Annotated in this window: 19 protein-coding genes; 10 read left to right on the top strand and 9 right to left on the bottom strand. The window is 58.7% G+C overall.

Annotated features, from left to right (window positions below; translation table 11 throughout):
- Positions 1-6: 6 nt before the first annotated feature.
- The 6 genes from RYB66_RS24555 to RYB66_RS24530 all read right to left on the bottom strand — a co-directional run bounded on the left by RYB66_RS24555 (position 7) and on the right by RYB66_RS24530 (position 6093).
- Complete coding sequence (locus RYB66_RS24555) at positions 7-675, bottom strand: gamma-glutamylcyclotransferase (protein WP_002551563.1); 669 nt, start codon at positions 673-675, stop codon at positions 7-9.
- Positions 676-883: 208 nt separating this feature from the next.
- Entirely contained in the window at positions 884-1852 is a 969-nt protein-coding gene (locus tag RYB66_RS24550) for a CDP-6-deoxy-delta-3,4-glucoseen reductase (RefSeq protein WP_316895706.1), read from the bottom strand.
- Positions 1852-3318 (bottom strand): 4-hydroxy-3-polyprenylbenzoate decarboxylase, encoded by a 1467-nt coding sequence (gene ubiD / locus RYB66_RS24545; RefSeq protein ID WP_002551561.1) that lies wholly within the window; start codon positions 3316-3318, stop codon positions 1852-1854. Before ubiD ends, RYB66_RS24550 begins: the two co-directional genes overlap by 1 nt.
- A 128-nt stretch (positions 3319-3446) precedes the next feature.
- Entirely contained in the window at positions 3447-4706 is a 1260-nt protein-coding gene (gene rho / locus RYB66_RS24540; RefSeq protein WP_002551560.1) for a transcription termination factor Rho, read from the bottom strand.
- Between the two features lie 231 nt (positions 4707-4937).
- A complete protein-coding gene (gene trxA, locus RYB66_RS24535) occupies positions 4938-5267 on the bottom strand; it encodes a thioredoxin TrxA (protein ID WP_005744794.1) in 330 nt (109 codons plus the stop codon).
- Positions 5268-5388: 121 nt separating this feature from the next.
- Positions 5389-6093: a FadR/GntR family transcriptional regulator gene (locus RYB66_RS24530; RefSeq protein WP_002551558.1), complete on the bottom strand. Its 705-nt coding sequence runs from the start codon at positions 6091-6093 to the stop codon at positions 5389-5391.
- A 249-nt stretch (positions 6094-6342) separates the two neighbouring features.
- On the opposite strand from RYB66_RS24530, the gene RYB66_RS24525 reads away from it, so the two are divergent.
- The 5 genes from RYB66_RS24525 (at position 6343) to ppx (ending at position 11099) form a co-directional block, all read left to right on the top strand.
- Positions 6343-7128, top strand: a complete 786-nt coding sequence (locus RYB66_RS24525) for a transporter substrate-binding domain-containing protein (protein ID WP_002551557.1) — start codon at positions 6343-6345, stop codon at positions 7126-7128.
- Positions 7129-7157: 29 nt separating this feature from the next.
- A complete protein-coding gene (locus tag RYB66_RS24520) occupies positions 7158-7823 on the top strand; it encodes an amino acid ABC transporter permease (RefSeq protein WP_004666535.1) in 666 nt (221 codons plus the stop codon).
- Positions 7820-8470: an amino acid ABC transporter permease gene (locus RYB66_RS24515; RefSeq protein WP_032074436.1), complete on the top strand. Its 651-nt coding sequence runs from the start codon at positions 7820-7822 to the stop codon at positions 8468-8470. The genes RYB66_RS24520 and RYB66_RS24515 overlap by 4 nt, the downstream gene beginning before the upstream one ends.
- Entirely contained in the window at positions 8457-9191 is a 735-nt protein-coding gene (locus RYB66_RS24510) for an amino acid ABC transporter ATP-binding protein (protein ID WP_003317352.1), read from the top strand. The genes RYB66_RS24515 and RYB66_RS24510 overlap by 14 nt, the downstream gene beginning before the upstream one ends.
- Before the next feature lie 405 nt (positions 9192-9596).
- On the top strand, positions 9597-11099 hold the full coding sequence (gene ppx, locus RYB66_RS24505; RefSeq protein ID WP_005744799.1) for an exopolyphosphatase: 1503 nt from the start codon (positions 9597-9599) through the stop codon (positions 11097-11099).
- Here ppx and ppk1 read toward each other — a convergent pair.
- Positions 11086-13296: a polyphosphate kinase 1 gene (gene ppk1, locus RYB66_RS24500; protein WP_004655199.1), complete on the bottom strand. Its 2211-nt coding sequence runs from the start codon at positions 13294-13296 to the stop codon at positions 11086-11088. The genes ppx and ppk1 overlap by 14 nt on opposite strands.
- 16 nt (positions 13297-13312) lie before the next feature.
- Positions 13313-14323: a porphobilinogen synthase gene (gene hemB / locus RYB66_RS24495; protein WP_004655202.1), complete on the bottom strand. Its 1011-nt coding sequence runs from the start codon at positions 14321-14323 to the stop codon at positions 13313-13315.
- 231 nt (positions 14324-14554) lie between these two features.
- On the opposite strand from hemB, the gene RYB66_RS24490 reads away from it, so the two are divergent.
- The 5 genes from RYB66_RS24490 to RYB66_RS24470 all read left to right on the top strand — a co-directional run bounded on the left by RYB66_RS24490 (position 14555) and on the right by RYB66_RS24470 (position 19858).
- Positions 14555-15217: a DedA family protein gene (locus RYB66_RS24490; RefSeq protein WP_004655204.1), complete on the top strand. Its 663-nt coding sequence runs from the start codon at positions 14555-14557 to the stop codon at positions 15215-15217.
- 207 nt (positions 15218-15424) lie between these two features.
- Positions 15425-16093: an isoprenoid biosynthesis glyoxalase ElbB gene (elbB, locus tag RYB66_RS24485; protein WP_004655205.1), complete on the top strand. Its 669-nt coding sequence runs from the start codon at positions 15425-15427 to the stop codon at positions 16091-16093.
- Positions 16094-16216: 123 nt separating this feature from the next.
- Positions 16217-17275 (top strand): PA0069 family radical SAM protein, encoded by a 1059-nt coding sequence (locus RYB66_RS24480; protein WP_004655208.1) that lies wholly within the window; start codon positions 16217-16219, stop codon positions 17273-17275.
- A 205-nt stretch (positions 17276-17480) separates the two neighbouring features.
- Complete coding sequence (locus RYB66_RS24475; RefSeq protein ID WP_004655211.1) at positions 17481-18221, top strand: carbonic anhydrase; 741 nt, start codon at positions 17481-17483, stop codon at positions 18219-18221.
- Between the two features lie 104 nt (positions 18222-18325).
- Positions 18326-19858, top strand: coding sequence for a SulP family inorganic anion transporter (locus RYB66_RS24470; RefSeq protein WP_004655212.1), 1533 nt, complete (start codon positions 18326-18328; stop codon positions 19856-19858).
- Between the two features lie 122 nt (positions 19859-19980).
- Here the strand turns inward: RYB66_RS24470 and RYB66_RS24465 are convergent, their stop codons facing one another.
- The gene (locus tag RYB66_RS24465) at positions 19981-20631 is read right to left on the bottom strand and encodes a hypothetical protein (protein WP_002551545.1); all 651 of its coding nucleotides are present in this window, start codon (positions 20629-20631) and stop codon (positions 19981-19983) included.
- Between the last annotated feature and the right edge of the window lie 243 nt (positions 20632-20874).

Here is a 20874-nt window from a genome sequence, read left to right as displayed (position 1 = left end):
GGCCGGTCAGGCGGTCTCTGACTTGCAGCGCTTGAGCCGCGCCTCCAGATTCAGGTCTGGCATGGCGTGGCTACGCAGGGCCTTGGCCGTCTGTTCCACGTACTCGCGAGTGGTTCCATAGCGCCCGCTGGCGCTGGCCAGCACCTGGCTCAGCACGCTGTCGGGCAGGTTGCCAGCGTAGCTGGGCAAATGCCGTTCCAGCACGAAGCCCAGCGCCTGTACTTTCCTGCCGTCTTCAAGGCGGCAATTGAGCCAGTGCGGGCGATACGACGGATACGGCATCTCACGCTCCCACAAGGCCAGCAGCGATTTCTCCAGGCATTCATCCGGCAGGCGATAGGCAAAGCCGGTGCATGAACCACCGCGATCCAGCCCGAATACCAGGCCTGGCACCTCAGGCGTACCGCGATGTTCGTGCGACCACAGGTAAAGCCCACGGTGATAACCGTGCACTCGACCGCGCTGGCTCTCTACCGCAGTGCACTCGGGACGCCAGATTAGCGAGCCGTAGGCGAACAGCCAGACCGGGCCGCCTTTGTGAAGACGCATGGTGGCGTCCATGGATGCGAGCAGTTGCTCGCGGGTAAGCTGCGGACCCAGATCGATAACGGGCGGGTACGTCAGCCCAAGGCCGTCATGCACTGCAGCGGCCAACTCGTTGATTGGATTCTCCATTTGCCCCCCTGACAGTCTGGCTGTCAGTTTTTACCGAGCCCCGCTGACTCGCTCGTGGGTGAGCGGCATCAGGGTGTCGTGGTTCGGTTGTTGCCACAGACCAAAGGCCTGCCTCTACAAAAAGTTGTCTGGCGGCGAATTGACATCGCCGTAAGCTATAAGCAGCTGAAGCAATTTACACTCCAGCTATGCAGCCGTCAGTCCGGCGTTACGGACGCGGTGCGTAGGCGAATACGTCTGCGCGCATCTGGTGAGCGTCCATTCCGGCACTGACAAGAGCGTCCAGCGTTCCGTAAACCATGGCAGGCGAGCCGCTGGCGTAGACGTAAACCGCCGACAGGTCCATGATGTCTTCGCAAACTGCCTCGTGCAGCAGACCACAGCGCCCTTCCCAGCCACACAGGTCACTGACGACCTTGTGCAGGAACAGGTTCGGCAGTGCCGTCCACTCATCCCAGTGGCTGACCTGGTAAAAATCCTCGGGCCGACGCACGCCCCAGTACAAATGCACCGGATGACTGAAGCCTGCTGAGCGACAGTGCTCAAGCAAACTGTTCATTTGCGCCATACCTGTACCGGCTGCGATCAGTACCAACGGCCCGTCCGGCAGCTCGGCAAGGTGGGTATCGCCAAACGGCAGCTCGACCCGCGCCATTTTGTTGCGTTGCAGTTGCTCGATCAGGCTGCGCGCACTGTCTTCACGAGCCAGTACATGCAGCTCCAGATCACGGCCACTGTGCGGTGCCGATGCGATGGAGAATGCCGACTTCTCGCCATTCTCCCGCTCGATCATCAGGTACTGTCCGGCGTGATAACGCGGTGGTTTGCCTGCCGGGGCGCGCAAGCCTACCCGCCAGACATCGCCACCGATTTCGACACACTCGCTCAACTGGCAGGCAAAGCTGCGCACCGGCAGTTCACCCTTGGCCAGCACGCCATCCCAGAGCACAACACAATCTTCAAGCGGCTCTGCTACACACGTATGAATCTCGCCGTGATCAAGCTCCTGACCCGACTGCATCACCCGCCCCTCGACCAGCAAGGCCGAGCAGATATGACAGTTACCGTTACGACAGCTCTGCGGGCATTCATAGCCCAGACGCTGCGCAGCATCGAGAATCCGCTCGCCCGGCAGGGTGTCCAGCACCGCACCTGACGGCTGCAAGGTTACGCGCATCAGTCTATTCCCAACTGAGTCCAGATCTCGTCCACGCGGCGTGTGGTGGCTTCGTCCTTGACGATAGCCCTGCCCCATTCACGCGTGGTCTCGCCTGGCCATTTGTTAGTGGCGTCCAGGCCCATTTTCGATCCCAACCCGGACACCGGAGAGGCAAAATCGAGGTAATCGATAGGCGTGTTATCGATCATGACCGTGTCGCGCTTGGGGTCCATGCGGGTGGTGATGGCCCAGATCACGTCATTCCAGTCACGAGCATTGATGTCGTCGTCGGTGACGATCACGAACTTGGTGTACATGAACTGGCGCAGGAACGACCAGACCCCCAGCATCACGCGCTTGGCATGACCGGGGTACTGTTTCTTGATGGTCACCACCGCCATGCGATACGAGCAACCTTCGGGCGGCAGGTAAAAATCGACGATCTCCGGAAACTGCTTTTGCAGAATCGGCACGAACACTTCGTTCAGCGCGACGCCCAGAATGGCGGGCTCATCCGGTGGACGGCCGGTGTAGGTGCTGTGGTAGATCGGCTTGATACGGTGCGTGATGCGCTCGACGGTCAACACCGGAAAGCTGTCGACTTCGTTGTAATAGCCGGTGTGGTCGCCATAAGGCCCTTCGTCGGCCATCTCGCCCGGATGAATCACACCCTCCAGCACGATCTCGGCGCTGGCCGGCACTTGCAGATTGCTGCCACGGCACTTGATCAGCTCGGTGCGCGAGCCACGCAACAGCCCGGCGAAGGCATATTCGGACAGGCTGTCCGGTACTGGCGTCACGGCACCGAGAATGGTCGCCGGGTCAGCGCCCAGTGCGACGGCAACCGGATAAGGTTCGCCGGGATGCTTGGCGCACCAGTCGCGAAAATCCAGCGCGCCGCCACGATGACTGAGCCAACGCATGATGATCTTGTTGCGGCCAATGACCTGCTGACGGTAAATGCCGAGGTTCTGCCGCTCCTTGTTCGGGCCCTTGGTGACCGTCAGGCCCCAGGTAATCAGCGGTGCGACGTCGCCCGGCCAGCAGGTTTGAACGGGCAGCATGCCGAGATCGACGTCATCGCCTTCGATGACAATCTCCTGGCAGGGTGCATCCTTGACCACCTTGGGGGCCATGGCGATGACTTTGCGGAAGATGGGCAGCTTGGACCAGGCGTCCTTCAAACCCTTGGGTGGCTCAGGCTCTTTGAGAAACGCCAGCAGCTTGCCGATTTCACGCAGCTCACTGACCGCTTCGGCGCCCATGCCCATGGCTACGCGCTCTGGCGTGCCGAACAGGTTGCCCAGCACCGGGATATCAAAACCGACCGGTTTTTCGAACAGCAGGGCCGGGCCCTTGGCACGCAAGGTACGGTCACAGATTTCAGTCATTTCCAGCACAGGCGAGATCGGCATCTGGATGCGTTTCAACTCTCCGCGCTGCTCAAGCTGCTGCACGAAATCCCTAAGATCTTTGAATTTCATTAACCCGGCCATTTATCCAAATAGACGCACATCGTACCTGCTCCAGCCCTTCAAGGCAGCTAATCGGCGGCGCGCGGGCAAAAAAAATGGTGCCCCGAAGGACACCATTCTTTGTTTCAGCCTGCCAGTTACTTGCGTTTCATGGACAGGAAGAACTCATCGTTGGTCTTGGTCTGCTTGAGCTTGTCGATCAGGAACTCGATAGCCGCGACTTCGTCCATCGGGTGCAGCAGCTTGCGCAGGATCCACATGCGCTGCAACTCGTCATCAGCGGTCAACAGCTCTTCACGGCGTGTGCCGGAGCGGTTGATGTTGATGGCCGGGAACACACGCTTCTCTGCGATCTTGCGATCCAGAGGCAGCTCCATGTTGCCAGTACCCTTGAACTCTTCGTAGATGACTTCATCCATCTTCGAACCGGTTTCAACCAGTGCGGTGGCGATGATAGTCAACGAGCCGCCTTCTTCGATGTTTCGCGCAGCACCGAAGAAACGCTTTGGCTTCTCGAGCGCATGAGCATCGACGCCACCGGTCAGTACCTTGCCGGAGCTCGGGATGACGGTGTTGTAGGCGCGAGCCAGGCGGGTGATGGAGTCAAGCAGGATGACGACGTCTTTCTTGTGCTCGACCAGGCGCTTGGCCTTCTCGATCACCATTTCGGCAACCTGTACGTGACGGGTTGGCGGTTCGTCGAATGTCGAGGCAACCACTTCGCCGCGCACGGTGCGCTGCATTTCGGTTACTTCTTCCGGACGCTCATCGATCAGCAGAACGATCAGGTGCACTTCCGGGTTGTTACGCGTGATGTTCGACGCGATGTTCTGCAGCATGATGGTCTTGCCCGCTTTCGGCGGAGCAACGATCAGACCACGCTGACCTTTACCGATCGGTGCGCACAGATCGATCACACGACCGGTCAGGTCTTCGGTGGAACCGTTACCGGCTTCCATCTTCATGCGAATAGTCGGGAACAACGGCGTCAGGTTTTCGAACAGAATCTTGTTCTTGGCGTTTTCCGGACGGTCGTAGTTGATCGTGTCGACCTTGAGCAGAGCGAAATAACGCTCACCTTCCTTTGGTGGACGGATCTTGCCAACGATGGTGTCGCCGGTACGCAGGTTGAAGCGGCGGATCTGGCTAGGGGAGACATAGATGTCATCCGGGCCGGCCAGGTAGGAAGCGTCTGCAGAGCGCAGGAAACCGAAGCCGTCCTGGAGAATCTCCAGCACGCCATCACCGGATATTTCCTCGCCACTTTTGGCGTGCCGTTTGAGCAGGGAAAAAATGACGTCCTGCTTGCGCGAACGGGCCATATTTTCTATGCCAGCCTGTTCGGCCATTTCGAGCAATTCGGTAATCGGCTTTTGCTTGAGTTCAGTCAGGTTCATATGGGGAATGACGTAATCATGTATGGAGGGGAAAATTAAGCTTTTGGCTTAATGAGGCCGCGCCGCAGAAAAGGCGACAGGATCGCGTACTAAATCGAAAGGAGAGCGTCGGCGACGGCTAGCAGGGGGCAACGGAGAAGCCGTTGCGGGGCCGAATGTACCACCTGATTTTCCAGGCGTCTAGTACGACACCCGAAAAAAACCCCGCTATTTGCGGGGCTTTGAAGTGCTTCAGATGTTGGCGTCGAGAAACGCGGCCAACTGCGACTTCGACAGAGCGCCCACTTTGGTAGCTTCTACGTTGCCATCCTTGAACAGCATCAACGTCGGGATACCGCGCACGCCATGCTTGGCAGGGGTTTCCTGATTCTCGTCAATATTCAGCTTGGCAATTGTCAGCTTGCCGGCATAGGTGTCGGCGATTTCGTCCAGCACCGGGGCAATCATCTTGCACGGACCGCACCACTCAGCCCAGTAATCTACAAGCACAGCACCCTCAGCCTTGAGTACTTCGGCTTCGAAGTTAGCGTCGGTGACGTGTTTGATCTTTTCGTTGCTCATGGAAGTCTCCGAGGTCATAGGCGAAAAACGACGCTCATCATAGCGGGCCGCAAGTCATTCAGGAAGCGAAGGTTCATTGAGTCTGGCTATGGTGGTGCATGACTGGAGTTATGGCAGAGCCTCAGCTGGAAGGCGAAACGAACACAATCCCAGTACGAAGCGCTGCGCCACGGATGTGATCCTGCATGGCCTTTTGCGCGGGCCCCGACGCATGCCGGGCCAGCGCGCGAAGGATCTTGCGGTGCTCCTGCCAGGTTTCCATGACCCTTGCCGCACGTATGAACGGCATTTTCTGGCTCTCAAGGAAGATGTCGGCACCTGCGGTCACGATCCCCAGCATGGCCTGATTGCCACTGGCGACCAGAATATGCCGGTGAAACTCGAAGTCCAGCCGGGCTGCGGCCTCGAAGTCGCCGGCACGCAATTCCAGACGCATGGCCTCGACATTGTCTTCAAGCACGTCTCGTTCATCAGCGGTGAGGGTGACGGCTGCCAGGCCCGCGGCGAAGCCTTCCAGCGCGTAACGCAGTTGAAACGTGTCGGCCGGAGAAACCTGTGCCTCAAAAGGCCAGGAAAAACCACTCGTGCGCTGTTCTGGTTCAGAAATGGACTGCACGAACACGCCTTTACCCGGCTGGACGCTGACCACTCCCAATGCGCTGAGCGATGACAAGGCCTCACGCAATGAAGCACGACTGACTCCCAGCAAAACAGCCAGATCGCGCTGCGATGGCAGGCTTTCGCCGGGCTTGTAGCCTTGCTCGGCAATCAACTTGCGAATGGCCCGGAGGGCTGATTCGGGTACTGCGAGTGAGGTGTGGGGCATCACTGTTCAGGCCAGTCAGTCCAGTAAAAATCCCTTTTATCGCCATCCCGAAGATTCGGCAAGCGACGCCCAGTGCTGGGGCGGCAGCACTTTTCAACGCGCCAAAGCAGGGCGAGCCACACCTTTACTGGTCAGACCAGTAAGACCATAAACACGCTGAAAAGCTTGAGTTATGGCACGTCATCGCCTGATGGCATGCGCTGTGCACTGGAGACGGACCAACATCCTACGTTTCGCCCGGAGATTTCTATGACCAAGCGTTACAGCGCCCTGCTTGCTGCACTGTTTGCCAGCCTGATGCTGAGCCAGACACCCGCCCACGCCAACGGCCTGGACGACGTTGTAGCGCGTGGCACCTTGAAGGTGGCCGTTCCGCAGGACTTCCCGCCATTCGGTTCGGTCGGTCCGGACATGAAGCCTCGCGGCCTGGACATCGACACCGCGCAACTGCTGGCCGACCAATTGAAGGTCAAGCTGGAACTGACGCCGGTCAACAGCACCAACCGCATCCCGTTCCTGACCACCGGCAAGGTTGATCTGGTGATCTCCAGCCTGGGCAAGAACCCGGATCGCGAGAAAGTCATCGATTTCTCCCGCGCGTACGCGCCGTTCTACCTGGCGGTATTCGGCCCACCTGATTCTCCGGTCAAGGACATCGCTGACCTGAAAGGCAAGACCATCAGTGTTACCCGTGGCGCGATCGAAGACATCGAGCTGTCGAAAGTTGCACCGGAAGGCGCAACCATCAAGCGCTTTGAAGATAACAACTCGACCATCGCCGCCTACCTGGCTGGCCAGACCGACCTGATCGCCAGCGGCAACGTGGTGATGGTCGCTATCAGCGAGCGCAACCCCAAGCGCATTCCAGCGCTGAAAGTGAAACTCAAGGATTCGCCTGTTTATGTCGGCGTAAACAAAGGCCAGCCGGAACTGCTGGGCAAGGTCGACGAGATCCTCAACGCCGCCAAGGCTGACGGCGCGCTGGAAAAAGCGTCGCAGAAATGGCTGAAGCAACCGCTGCCTGCCGATCTCTGATCACTGCTTTCCGGTAACAGGATTCACCAATGGCTTATCATTTCGACTTTACACCGGTCCTGCAGAACATTGATGTGCTGTTGCGCGGGGCTTTGTTCACGCTGGAACTGACGGCCATTGGCACCCTGCTGGGCGTCAGCCTCGGCATTGTCGGTGCCGTCGTGAGGGCCTGGAAGATCCAGCCCTTTGCGACGATCTTTGCGATCTATGTCGAGCTGATCCGCAACACACCGTTTCTGGTCCAGCTGTTCTTCATTTTCTTCGGCCTGCCGTCGCTGGGCGTGCAGATCTCGGAATGGCAGGCAGCGGTGCTGGCGATGGTAATCAACCTGGGCGCCTACTCGACAGAAATCATTCGGGCAGGCATCCAGGCGATTCCCAAGGGACAGCTTGAAGCGTCGGCAGCGCTGGCGATGAATCGTTATGAAGCGTTTCGCTACGTGGTGCTGGTTCCGGCGCTGGGCAAGGTCTGGCCGGCACTGAGCAGCCAGATCATCATTGTGATGCTGGGCTCGGCGGTCTGCTCGCAGATTGCCACTGAAGAACTGAGCTTCTTTGCCAACTTCATTCAGTCGCGCAACTTCCGCTCGTTCGAAACCTACATTGTGACCACGCTGATTTACCTGGCCATGGCGCTGCTGATCAGGCAACTGCTGGCCTGGATCGGGCGTCGCTACATATCGAGGAACAGCTGATGGATTTCACCCTCTGGGACATCCTGCGCAATCTGCTGATCGGCCTGCAATGGACCGTTGCCCTGTCGCTGGTGGCCTTCATTGGCGGTGGCTTGATCGGCTTGCTGGTGATGGGCATGCGTACCTCGGAAAAAACCGGCCCGCGTGTGACCGCCAAGCTCTATATAGAATTGTTTCAAGGCACACCATTGCTGATGCAACTGTTTCTGGTGTTCTTCGGTGTTGCCCTGATGGGCATGAACATTTCGCCCTGGGCAGCGGCAGCGCTGGCCTTGACGCTGTTTACCAGCGCCTACCTCGCCGAGATCTGGCGCGGCTGCGTGGAGTCGATCTCCAAGGGCCAGTGGGAAGCGTCTGCCAGCCTGGCGATGACCCCGTTCGAGCAGATGCGCTACGTGATATTGCCTCAGGCGCTGCGTATCGCAGTTGCGCCAACGGTCGGCTTTTCCGTGCAGGTGGTCAAAGGCACCGCGGTGACGTCGATCATCGGCTTCACCGAATTGACCAAGACCGGCAGTATGCTGGCCAACGCTACGTTCGAACCTTTCATGGTCTATGGCTTCGTTGCTCTGGGCTACTTCATCCTGTGCTACCCCTTGTCGCTGTGCGCGCGCCATCTGGAAAGGAGACTGCATGCCTCTGCTTAGAATTTCCGCCCTGCATAAATACTATGGCGATCATCACGTACTCAAAGGCATCGATCTGTCGGTCGAAGAGGGCCAGGTCGTGGCAATCATTGGTCGCAGCGGCTCGGGCAAAAGTACCCTGTTGCGCACGCTCAACGGCCTGGAGTCGATCAACGATGGTGTGATCGAGGTCGATGGCGAATATCTGGACGCCGCACGCGCCGATCTGCGCACCCTGCGTCAGAAGGTCGGCATGGTGTTTCAGCAGTTCAACCTGTTCCCGCATCTGAGCGTGGGCGAGAACGTGATGCTCGCGCCGCAGGTCGTGCAGAAGGTGCCCAAGGCCGAAGCCGCGAAGCTGGCGAGAAAGATGCTGGAGCGCGTCGGGCTGGGCGAGAAGTTCGACGCCTTCCCGGATCGCCTGTCCGGTGGCCAGCAGCAACGCGTGGCGATTGCCCGCGCACTGGCGATGTCGCCCAAGGTGTTGCTGTGCGACGAAATCACCTCGGCGCTGGACCCGGAGCTGGTCAACGAAGTGCTCAGCGTGGTGCGCCAGCTGGCTGCCGACGGCATGACCCTGATCATGGTGACCCACGAAATGCGCTTCGCCCGTGAAGTGGGCGACAAGCTGGTGTTCATGCACCAGGGCAAAGTGCATGAAGTGGGCGACCCGAAAGTACTCTTCGCCAACCCGAAAACCCCGGAACTGGCGAACTTCATCGGCACCGTGGAGCACGCCTGACAAGAGCCGACGCAGAGCGTCGCACGATAGGTGGGGTCATCGTTCCTCCAGTGTAGGAACGCAGTAGTGGACGCCCCTGTGGGAGCGAACTTGTTCGCGAAAGGGCCGGTACATCCGCCGAAGATGCGTCGCCTGGCACACCGCCTTCGCGAACAAGTTCGCTCCCACGGCCTTCGGCCAGAAGCCTGTAAGCTCAATTGTCCGGACTGTGTATAACGCCGAGCACTCCAACGAGGGAACGCAAAGCATCGGCACGACAATGACATAACTATCACATTGATTAGCTAGCCATCCGCCATCTCACAAGAGTAATACCGGGTATTTCCGCTGCCTGGACAGCTTCGCGTTGGCGGCAGGCATGGATCGTGGCACGATGGTCCGGTTATCGAACTGGATTTCCTGACCATGCCGCACTCAACACCCAAGAATTTTTCACTGATCGCCGCCATCGACCTGGGCTCCAACAGCTTTCATATGGTTGTGGCAAAAGCCAATCGGGGCGAAATTCGCATTCTTGAGCGCCTGGGCGAGAAGGTGCAGTTGGCCGCTGGCATCGACGAAGAACGCCAGTTGACTGAAGAATCCATGCAGCGCGGTCTCGACTGCCTGAAACGTTTTGCCCAGCTGATCAATGGCCTGCCGCCCGGTGCCGTACGCATCGTGGGGACCAACGCGCTACGCGAAGCCCGCAACCGCAACGACTTCATTCATCGCGCCGAAGAGATTCTCGGCCATCCGGTGGAAGTGATCTCCGGCCGCGAAGAAGCGCGCCTCATTTATCTGGGCGTTTCGCACACGCTGGCCGACACCCCCGGCAAGCGACTGGTCGCCGACATCGGCGGCGGCAGTACCGAATTCATCATCGGCCAGCGCTTTGAGCCGCTGCTGCGTGAAAGCCTGCAGATGGGCTGCGTGAGTTTTACTCAGCGCTACTTCCGCGACGGCAAGGTGACACCCGCGCGTTACGCACAGGCCTACACCGCTGCCCGCCTGGAAATCATGAGCATCGAACATGCGCTGCATCGCCTGAAGTGGGATGAAGCCATCGGTTCGTCAGGCACCATTCGCGCTATCGGCCTTGCACTCAAAGCCAACGGTTACGGCGCTGGCGAGGTTAATGCCGAAGGGCTGGCCTGGCTCAAGCGCAAGCTGTTCAAGCTGGGTGACGTCGAAAAGATCGACTTCGACGGCATCAAGCCCGACCGCCGCGCGATTTTCCCCGCAGGCCTGGCGATTCTTGAAGCGATCTTCGATGCGCTTGAGCTCAAGCGCATGGATCACTGCGAAGGTGCCCTGCGTGAAGGCGTGCTGTACGACCTGATGGGCCGCCACCATCACGAAGACGTGCGTGAGCGCACGCTCAGCTCGCTGATGGAGCGCTACCATGTTGATCTGGAACAGGCCGCACGCGTCGAAGCCAAGGCGCTGCATGCGCTGGAGCAGGTTGCCGAAAGCTGGGAATTGCAACACGAGAGCTACGCCGAACTGCTGAGCTGGGCCGCCAAGGTGCATGAGATCGGCCTGGACATTGCTCACTATCACTACCACAAGCACGGCGCGTACCTGATCGAGCACTCTGACCTTGCCGGTTTCTCCCGCGAAGACCAGCAAATGCTCGCTCTGCTGGTGCGCGGTCATCGCCGTAATATTCCCAAGGACAAGTTCGCCGATTTCGGCGCAGAAGGCATCAAGCTGATTCGCCTGTGCGTGTTGTTGCGCTTTGCGATTCTGTTTCACCACATTCGTGGCACCCAGGAGATGCCGCGTGTGATCCTGCGTGCCGACGGCCCGAATCTGGACGCCGAGTTCCCCACAGGCTGGCTGGAAAACAACCAGCTGACTCAGGCCGACTTCGCGCTGGAAGCGGAGTGGCTGACCCGAGTCGGCATCGTCTTCAGCGTACGCTGAGAACCGGGTTGCTCAGGCGCTCCAGCAGGGTCGCCTGGGCGCTTCGGGCGTTCTGATTGCCGGTCGGCATGCTACGCACGTAACGCCCGTCTGGCTGCAACAGCCAGCTGTGGGTGTTGTCGGTCAGGTAGCTTTCCAGCTCTTTCTTCACACGCAGAATCAATTTCTTGCCTTCCACCGGGAAGCAGGTCTCGACACGCTTGTCGAGGTTGCGCTCCATCCAGTCGGCACTCGACAGGAACATTTGCTCGTCGCCGCCGTTGAGGAAGTAGAACACCCGCGTGTGCTCCAGGAATCGGCCGATGATCGAGCGCACATGGATGTTGTGCGAAACCCCGGCGATGCCCGGACGCAAACAGCACATGCCGCGCACCACCAGATCGATGCGCACACCGGACTGACTGGCCTTGTACAACGCGCGAATGATCTTCGGATCGGTCAGCGAGTTGAACTTGGCGATGATGTGCGCTGGCTTGCCGTCGAGCGCAAACTGCGTCTCGCGGGCAATCATGTCGAGCATGCCTTTCTTGAGCGTGAACGGCGCATGCAGCAGTTTCTTCATGCGCAGCGTTTTACCCATGCCGATCAGCTGACTGAACAGTTTGCCGACGTCTTCGCACAATGCGTCGTCAGAGGTCAGCAGGCTGTAGTCGGTGTAAAGACGCGCGTTACCGGCGTGATAGTTACCGGTCCCGAGGTGGGCGTAACGCACGATCTCGCCAGCTTCGCGACGCAGGATCAGCATCATCTTGGCGTGGGTCTTGAAGCCAACCACACCGTAGATCACCACCGCACCGGCAGCCTGAAGACGGCTGGCCAGTTGCAGGTTGGACTCTTCGTCAAAACGGGCGCGCAGTTCGATCACCGCGGTGACCTCTTTGCCGTTACGCGCCGCATCGACCAGCGCATCGACGATTTCCGAGTTCGCACCGCTGCGGTACAGCGTCTGGCGCACAGCCAGAACGTGTGGATCCTTTGCCGCCTGACGCAGCAGGTCGACAACCGGGGTGAACGACTCGAAAGGGTGCAGCAGCAGAATGTCCTGCTTGCTGATCACGCTGAAAATGTTTTCGCTGTTCTGCAGCAGTTTGGGGATCGCTGGCGTGAACGGCGGGTATTGCAATTCAGGGTGGCTGTCCAGGCCAGTAATACTGAACAGGCGCGTCAGGTTGACCGGCCCGTTGACCTGATACAGCTCGGACTCGTTCAGGTTGAACTGTTTGAGCAGGTAGTCCGACAGGTGTTTGGGGCAGGTATCCGCTACCTCCAGACGTACCGCATCGCCGTAGCGACGCGAGAACAGCTCACCGCGAAGGGCACGTGCCAGGTCTTCCACGTCTTCCGAGTCCAGCGCCAGATCGGCGTTTCGGGTCAGACGGAACTGGTAGCAGCCCTTGACCTTCATGCCCTGAAACAGATCGTCAGCGTGAGCGTGGATCATCGACGACAGGAAAACGAAGTTGTCGCCAGGGCCACAGACCTCTTCCGGCACCTTGATGACACGCGGCAGCAAACGCGGTGCCGGAATGATCGCAAGGCCCGAGTCGCGACCGAAGGCGTCGATACCTTCGAGCTCGACAATGAAGTTCAGGCTCTTGTTGACCAGCAACGGGAACGGGTGGGTCGGGTCCAGACCGATCGGGGTGATGATCGGCGCGATCTCGTCACGGAAGTAGCGACGTACCCAGGCCTTGAGCTTGGCCGTCCAGTGACGACGACGAATGAAGCGGACCTGATGCTTTTCCAGCTCAGGGAGCAGAATGTCGTTGAGGATCGCGTACTGGCGATCAACATGACCATGCACCAGCTCGCTGATTCTGGCCAACGCCTGATGCGGCTGCAAACCGTCGGCCCCGGCCTGTTCACGGGCAAAGGTGATCTGTTTCTTCAGACCTGCGACACGAATCTCGAAGAACTCATCGAGGTTGCTGGAGAAGATCAGCAGGAACTTCAGCCGCTCCAGCAACGGGTAGGACTCATCGAGCGCCTGTTCCAGTACCCGGATGTTGAACTGCAATTGGGACAGTTCACGGTGGATATACAGGCTGCTGTCGTCCAGGTTCGGAGCGACGATAGCAGGCACTGTAGCGGCAGGTGCCTCAATGGCCGGGATTACTTCGATGTCAGGTTCAACCGCGGGCGTCGCCTGCGGAACATCGACTTCAACAGCGGCTTCGATGAGTGCTTCGGTATTCATGAATGATCCTGTGAGGCTATTGCCCCTTCAACAGTTGAGCGGCGCGAACAGCGAAGTAGGTAAGGATGCCGTCGGCACCGGCGCGTTTGAAGGCCGTGAGGGACTCGAGAATAACCCCTTCACTCAGCCAACCATTCTGGATTGCTGCCATGTGCATCGCGTATTCACCACTGACCTGATAGACAAAGGTCGGCACTTTGAACTCATCCTTGACCCTGTGCAGGATGTCCAGATAAGGCATGCCCGGCTTGACCATCACCATGTCGGCACCTTCAGCCAGGTCAGCTGCGACTTCGTGCAGTGCCTCGTTGCTGTTGGCCGGGTCCATCTGATAGGACGCCTTGTTGGCCTTGCCCAGATTCAGCGAAGAACCCACCGCATCACGGAACGGGCCGTAATAGGCACTGGCGTATTTGGCCGAGTAGGCCATGATCCGCACATTGACGTGCCCGGCCAGCTCCAGCGACTCACGGATGGCCTGGATGCGACCGTCCATCATGTCCGAAGGTGCGATCACCTGAGCGCCTGCATCGGCGTGCGACAAGGCCTGCTTCACCAGTGCATCGACAGTGATGTCGTTCTGCACATAGCCCTCTTCGTCAAGGATGCCGTCCTGACCATGGGTGGTAAACGGGTCCAGCGCCACATCAGTGATGACGCCCAGCTCCGGGAAACGGTCACGCAACGCGCGGGTGGCGCGTTGCGCAATGCCATCCGGGTTCCAGGCTTCAGCGCCGTCCAGAGATTTTTTCTCGGCCGGCGTTACCGGGAACAAGGCCAGCGCTGGAATGCCCAGTGCGACCCAGTGCTCGGCTTCCTCAAGCAACAGATCGACACTGAGACGCTCGACGCCAGGCATTGAGGCAATGGATTCACGACGGTTTTCACCATCGAGGACGAATACGGGGAGAATCAGATCATCAACGGTGACAACGTTTTCACGCACCAGCCTACGGGAAAAGTCGTCGCGGCGATTACGGCGCAGACGAGTGAGAGGAAACAGGCGGTTTGCGGGGGTAAAGCTCACGGCGAGACTCCTGAGCCCGCTTACGCGGGCAAGCGCGACAGTTATAAGCCGCCATTATGACCAATGTGTGACAGTCATGGTTCGACCTGCGACTGCACGTCGCGGTCATGGCCCTTATGAGGATCCAACCATTGTGGTTGTAAGAATCTTTAACGTCGAGACACATATCGACACTTTCATCATTGTCTTGGGCGCGTTAGGCTGCGCGTTCATTTCGCCAGCATCCAGACAATGCTCCAGAATTTCTTGAACGAATTCGGCTACTTTGCCCTGTTCCTCGGCACCTTTTTTGAAGGCGAGACCATTCTGGTTCTCGCCGGCTTTCTGGCGTTTCGCGGATACATGGACCTCAATATCGTCATCCTCGTTGCCTTCTGCGGCAGCTATGCGGGTGACCAGTTGTGGTATTTCATGGGGCGCAAACACGGCCGCAAGCTCCTGGCGCGCAAGCCCCGCTGGCAACTCATGGGCGACAAGGCCCTGCGGCTGGTGCGCAAGCACCCGGATATATGGGTATTGAGCTTCCGCTTCGTGTATGGCCTGCGAACGGTCATGCCGGTGGCCATCGGCCTGTCAGGCTACCCACCGGGGCGTTACCTGCTACTCAACGGTATCGGCGCGGCTGTCTGGGCGGCTGCACTGGGTTCGGCGGCCTACCATTTCGGCGCGGTTCTCGAGGGCTTGCTGGGCAACGTCAAGAAATACGAACTCTGGGTGCTGGGTGCGCTGATATTGCTCGGCCTTGGTCTGTGGCTGCGCCGACGCATCAAGAACGCGCGTATTGCCCGTGAAGAGCGTGAAGAAAAGAGCCGCTTCTGTGCATCTGCAGCGGCGTCCGATCTGGATACACCTGTCCCCGTGCCCGTCGACCTGACGAAAAAATCAGACGAGTAATTTCTCCGTTTCCTTCCCCGAGTGCAGGCTGACAGGCCTCACTCGGCGGCAGTGCGCCGCCGCTGCCTGACCTTGCGAGCATCACCCTTCCCCACGCATTTTTGCGTAGTCTGTAACGCGTCAACTGAACACTCGGCCCATAAAGCGATCAATTAATGGACGAATTAAAAGAAGCCTTAGATTGCTCAAGTACAAGGAGCCGAATCGATGCAGAAAAAAGTGGCTGTAATCCTGTCCGGTTGTGGCGTCTATGACGGTGCCGAAATCCATGAAAGCGTCCTCACCCTGCTTCGTCTGGATCAACGTGGTGCGCAGGTCCAGTGCTTTGCGCCGAACATCGCCCAGCATCACGTCATCAACCACCTGACTGGCGAGGAAATGCCCGAGTCGCGCAATGTGCTGATCGAATCTGCGCGCATTGCACGGGGTGACGTGAAGGACATCCGCGATGCAAACGCAGAAGACTTTGACGCCCTGATCATCCCGGGCGGTTTCGGCTCGGCGAAGAACCTTTCCGACCTTGCCCTGCAAGGCCCTGCCTGCCAGGTGGAAGCCGGGCTGCTGGAACTCGCAGAGGCGTTCGCAGAAGCAGGCAAACCGGTCGGGCTGATCTGCATCACCCCGGCACTTGCAGCGAAGATCTACGGTCCCGGCGTTACCTGCACCATCGGCAACGACCCTGATACCGCTGCGGCCATTACCAAAATGGGCGGCAGTCACGCGCCATGCGCTGTCGATGACATCGTCGAAGACGAAGCACGAAAACTGGTCTGCACGCCCGCCTACATGGTTGCCAAAAGCATCAGTGAGGCTGCATCGGGCATTAACAAGCTGGTTGACCGCGTGCTGGAGCTGACGCACGAGGGCGATGCCTGACCTGCCGAGGGACAAATCCAATGCACCGCCCGTCAGACGAGCGGTGTTTTACAAGCCAGCCATAGTGATAGATCACGGCCTTATGCTTTACTGTATGCATAAACAGTATTTGAGTATTGCCAGATGTCCAGCCCCTATCCGGTTCGTGGCCGCGGTACTGCCAGCAACCCGCATAATCGCTTCGCACCCAGCCAGTCCGTGGCCGAGGACGACGGCTGGTATCAGGAAGTGCCACTGACCCAAGGCACTCAGGTTACCAGCGAGACCGCCAAAAGCATCATTACCCGCAACAGCTCGCCGGATATTCCCTTTGATCGCTCGATCAACCCTTACCGGGGCTGCGAACATGGCTGCATCTATTGTTTCGCCAGGCCCAGCCATGCCTACTGGGACATGTCGCCGGGGCTTGATTTCGAAACAAAGCTGATCGCCAAGACCAACGCAGCGGCGCTGTTGGAGCAACAGCTCTCCAAACCAGGCTACCGCTGTGCGCCCATTACATTAGGGGCCAATACCGACCCGTATCAACCTATCGAACGTGAATACCGCATCACTCGCGCCACGCTTGAGGTGTTGTTGCGCTATCGGCACCCGGTCAGCATCATTACCAAGGGCTCGCTGATCCTGCGCGACCTGGACCTGCTCGCAGAGATGGCCAGACTTCGGCTGGTGTCAGTATTCATCAGCCTGACTACACTGGATGACGAGCTCAAATGCATCCTCGAACCCAGGGCGGCAGCGCCCAAGGCTCGCTTGCGGGCCATTCGGGTGTTGCGTCAGGCGGGCGTTCCCGTCGGGGTGCTGTGCGCGCCCATGATTCCGATGATCAATGACAGCGAACTGGAGGCGCTGCTGAGCGAGGCGAAAGCGGCAGGCGCGCTAAGCGCAAGTTACGTGATGCTGCGCCTGCCGCTGGAGGTCGCCCCGTTGTTCGACGAATGGCTGAAGACGCATTACCCGCAACGCGCCGAACATGTGATGAGCCTGATTCGTCAAAGCCGCGGCGGAGCGCTGTACGACAGTCAGTTTGGCTCGCGGATGCGCGGCGAAGGACCGTTTGCTGATCTACTGGCTCAACGCTATGCCTTGGCAATCAAACGGCTTGGATTGAACAAACGTGGTGGCTTCACACTCGATTGCGATGCGTTTTGTCCGCCAGGAGGACAAATGTCACTGCTGTGACGAACTTGGTACTATCGTGCAAACCCGCGTCCCAGAGCCATCGCATTCAGTTTCGCTTAAGCTTGGGCGATTAGTCTGTAATTCGGAGTGTCACCAGCGATAGCGCTCAAGGGATTTGTTCGTGATACCACTTACAGGGATCACATCCGGCTCTGGTCAAACAGGCATGAAGAATCCACATCAATCCGTCAGAGAGGATGAAGACATGACAGACATCGGTAAACAGCATTCGGCTACGTCGTCCAGCACATCGAGCCATTCAGACAGCGCCGACGTAGCGTTGAAACATATTGTCGATGGCTTTGTACATTTTCGTAACGAGGTCTTCCCCCAGCAGGAAGAACTGTTCAAGAAGCTGGCGACCGCCCAGTCGCCACGGGCCATGTTCATCACCTGCGCCGACTCGCGCATCGTGCCTGAACTGATTACCCAAAGCTCGCCAGGCGACCTGTTCGTGACGCGTAACGTCGGTAACGTTGTGCCTCCGTATGGCCAGATGAACGGTGGTGTGTCCACAGCTCTGGAGTACGCAGTTGTCGCGCTGGGCGTGCAACACATCATTGTCTGCGGACATTCCGACTGCGGCGCCATGCGTGCAGTGCTCAACCCTGACAGCCTGGACAAGATGCCTACGGTAAAAGCCTGGTTGCGGCATGCCGAGGTCGCCCGCACAGTGGTCGAGCAGAACTGCAGTTGCAGCGGCGAGCTGGAAACCATGCAGGTCCTGACTCAGGAAAACGTGATTTCCCAGTTGCATCACCTGCGTACCCACCCTTCGGTCGCAGCGAAAATGGCCAGCGGCCAATTGTTCATTCATGGCTGGGTCTACAGCATCGAAACCAGCGAAATCCTGGCTTATGACGCCGAGCTAGATCGTTTCATACCGCTCGACGGTTCGGGACCGACGCCGATGGCTTCACCGAAAGCACGCTTTTCAGCCGACTGATCACCAGTCCGACTGACGGCAAGCCCTTCTATATCAGCTGATGGCGGCTGCGCAGGATGCGCGTCGCCCGTCTTGCCTCGTCTGAAGAATCCCGGAGAAGCGTCATGGGTATTACAGCATTGAAAACCGCTTTACCACGGGAGCTGCTCGCTTCCGTGGTCGTGTTTCTGGTCGCCCTGCCGCTGTGCATGGGGATCGCCATTGCATCCGGCATGCCTCCGGCCAAAGGTCTGATCACCGGCATCGTGGGCGGGCTGATAGTCGGCTGGATAGCCGGTTCGCCGTTGCAGGTCAGCGGTCCCGCAGCCGGTCTGGCAGTACTGGTTTTTGAAGTGGTACGCGAGCACGGCATGGCTATGCTGGGTCCTATTCTGGTACTCGCCGGGTTGCTTCAGTTGCTGGCAGGTCGATTCAAGCTTGGCTGCTGGTTCCGGGTCACGGCACCTGCGGTGGTCTATGGCATGCTCGCCGGTATCGGCGTGTTGATCGTACTGTCACAGGCACACGTGATGTTCGACAGCGGTCCCAAACCTTCCGGGCTGGACAATCTGATCGCCTTCCCTTCCACACTGATCCAGGCCTTCGGACCAGGCACCGGCATGCAGGCCGGTATGCTCGGCCTGGGCACCATGCTGATCATGTGGGGCTGGGAAAAACTTCGTCCGCAGTCTTTGCGCTTCGTACCCGGCGCGCTGCTGGGCGTGGGTATCGCAACCGGCATCAGCCTGTTCATGGCCTTGCAGGTCAAGCGTGTCGAAGTGCCTGACAACCTGGCCGACGCCATCGACTGGCTGCGTCCGACCGACCTGATGAATCTGGCCGACCCGGCCATTCTGGTTGCCGCTATCGTCGTAGCATTCATTGCCAGTGCCGAAACCCTGCTTTCCGCCTCGGCGGTTGACCGCATGCACAGTGGCCAGCGTTCGGACTTCGACAAGGAACTCAGCGCGCAAGGCGTGGGCAATATGCTCTGCGGCGTGCTCGGTGCATTGCCGATGACTGGCGTTATCGTGCGCAGCTCGGCCAATGTCCAGGCCGGTGCCACCACGCGCTTCTCGACGATCTTCCACGGTCTGTGGCTGCTGGCGTTCGTGTTGCTGCTGTCGAGCGTACTGCAGAGCATTCCGGTCGCGAGTCTGGCTGGTGTGCTGGTCTACACCGGCCTGAAGCTGGTCGATCTGAAGGCATTTCGTGGTCTGGGCCGCTATGGCCGGATGCCGATGTTCACGTATGCGGCGACTGCCGTGGCGATCATCTTCACCGACCTGCTGACCGGTGTACTGGTCGGGTTCGGTCTGACCCTGGTGAAGCTGGCGTTCAAGGCTTCGCGCCTGAAGATCAACGTGGTCGAACTGGCGGGCGAGAAGGAATTCGAGCTGCGTCTGGTCGGTGCCGCGACGTTCCTCAAGGTGCCTGCGCTGACTCAGGCTCTGGGCACCATCCCGCAGGGCAGTACCGTGCATGTGCCGCTGGGCAATCTGTCCTACATAGACCACTCGTGCCTGGAACTGCTGGAAGAGTGGGGACGTTCCAATGCCGCTCACGGCACCCGACTGCTCATTGAGCCGCATGGGTTGAAGCGTCGTCTTGAAGGGCGGATCTACACAACAACGGGTATAGGCTCGGGCGCCGCCTGATAGTCAAAGCGTTGGGGCTGAAGCCTGGAATGACGATAGGAGCCGGATGGGTCTTCGCGTAGCAGCGGAGCGATATCCGGCTCCTTCCATTGCGGGCGAAGACATTGATTCGGGCCTCTGAATCAGATGACGGAGCGTTCCAGCTCTAGGCCGATACCCAATTGTCGTGACAGGCTTGGCCAGCGCTTCCACGCTGCACCTGTATCAGGACTGGTCAGTTTTTCGCGGTAGGCCTCGACAGAGTCCAGCGCGAAACTTTCATCATCAAGCAGCTTGTCGACGGCATGGTGAACCGCCTCGTCCAGCTGGTTGGCAAATTGCTCGCCGATCAACTGGTGGGCAATCACGCTGGCAACCGTGGTATTTGACGGTATCAGCGGCTGACCAAAATGCTTGATGTACAGATCGTTCACCTCCTCGACCAGTCTGTGTGCCAGATAGGCCTCGTCCAGCAGGCTTTCCAGCCCTTCATGTCCGTCCATGATGGAAGGGGGTGCTGCGAAAAAATGCTCTGCGATTTTCAGTACCGGTTTAATCTGCCCTTCGATACCGGCTTCTACGGCGACCTCGTGAGCAGCGTCCAGCAGGTCGGGGACCAAGTCGATGTAAGCAGTGACGAAACGCGTCAACACGTCCTTCGCGTCGACATCCGGGAGGTGAATGGCGGGATGAAGATGTGGGAGCTTTTGTTCCAACTGTTGCAGCAAGTGGCCGGTCTCGGCTTCATGTTGATGGGCTAGTTGTATCTGCTCGCGCAATGCGGCGGTGTTCATGGCAGTGGGGACTCCTGAGGGCATTAAACCCCGTGGTTCGGTTATGGAAAGTCATACGTTAGCTCGGTTAACTAAATGCCTAAGACATTTTTGCTATAACCGAAACGCATTTATATGCATTGGCTATATCAAAGCGCTTTTTGCTCAGTTTCTGACCATTTGCCTACATTGGCGCATAAATACGGCACCTTACGCTGATGTAAGCAGGCTACTCTGAAGCCGCCCGCAGCCCTTTCGACACGC

It is taken from the genome of Pseudomonas syringae group sp. 243L2 (assembly GCF_032587875.1).
In the GTDB taxonomy this organism is placed as follows: domain Bacteria; phylum Pseudomonadota; class Gammaproteobacteria; order Pseudomonadales; family Pseudomonadaceae; genus Aquipseudomonas; species Aquipseudomonas amygdali.
The sequence above is the reverse complement of the archived record's forward strand: the minus strand, read 5'-3'. Positions and strand labels throughout refer to the sequence as shown.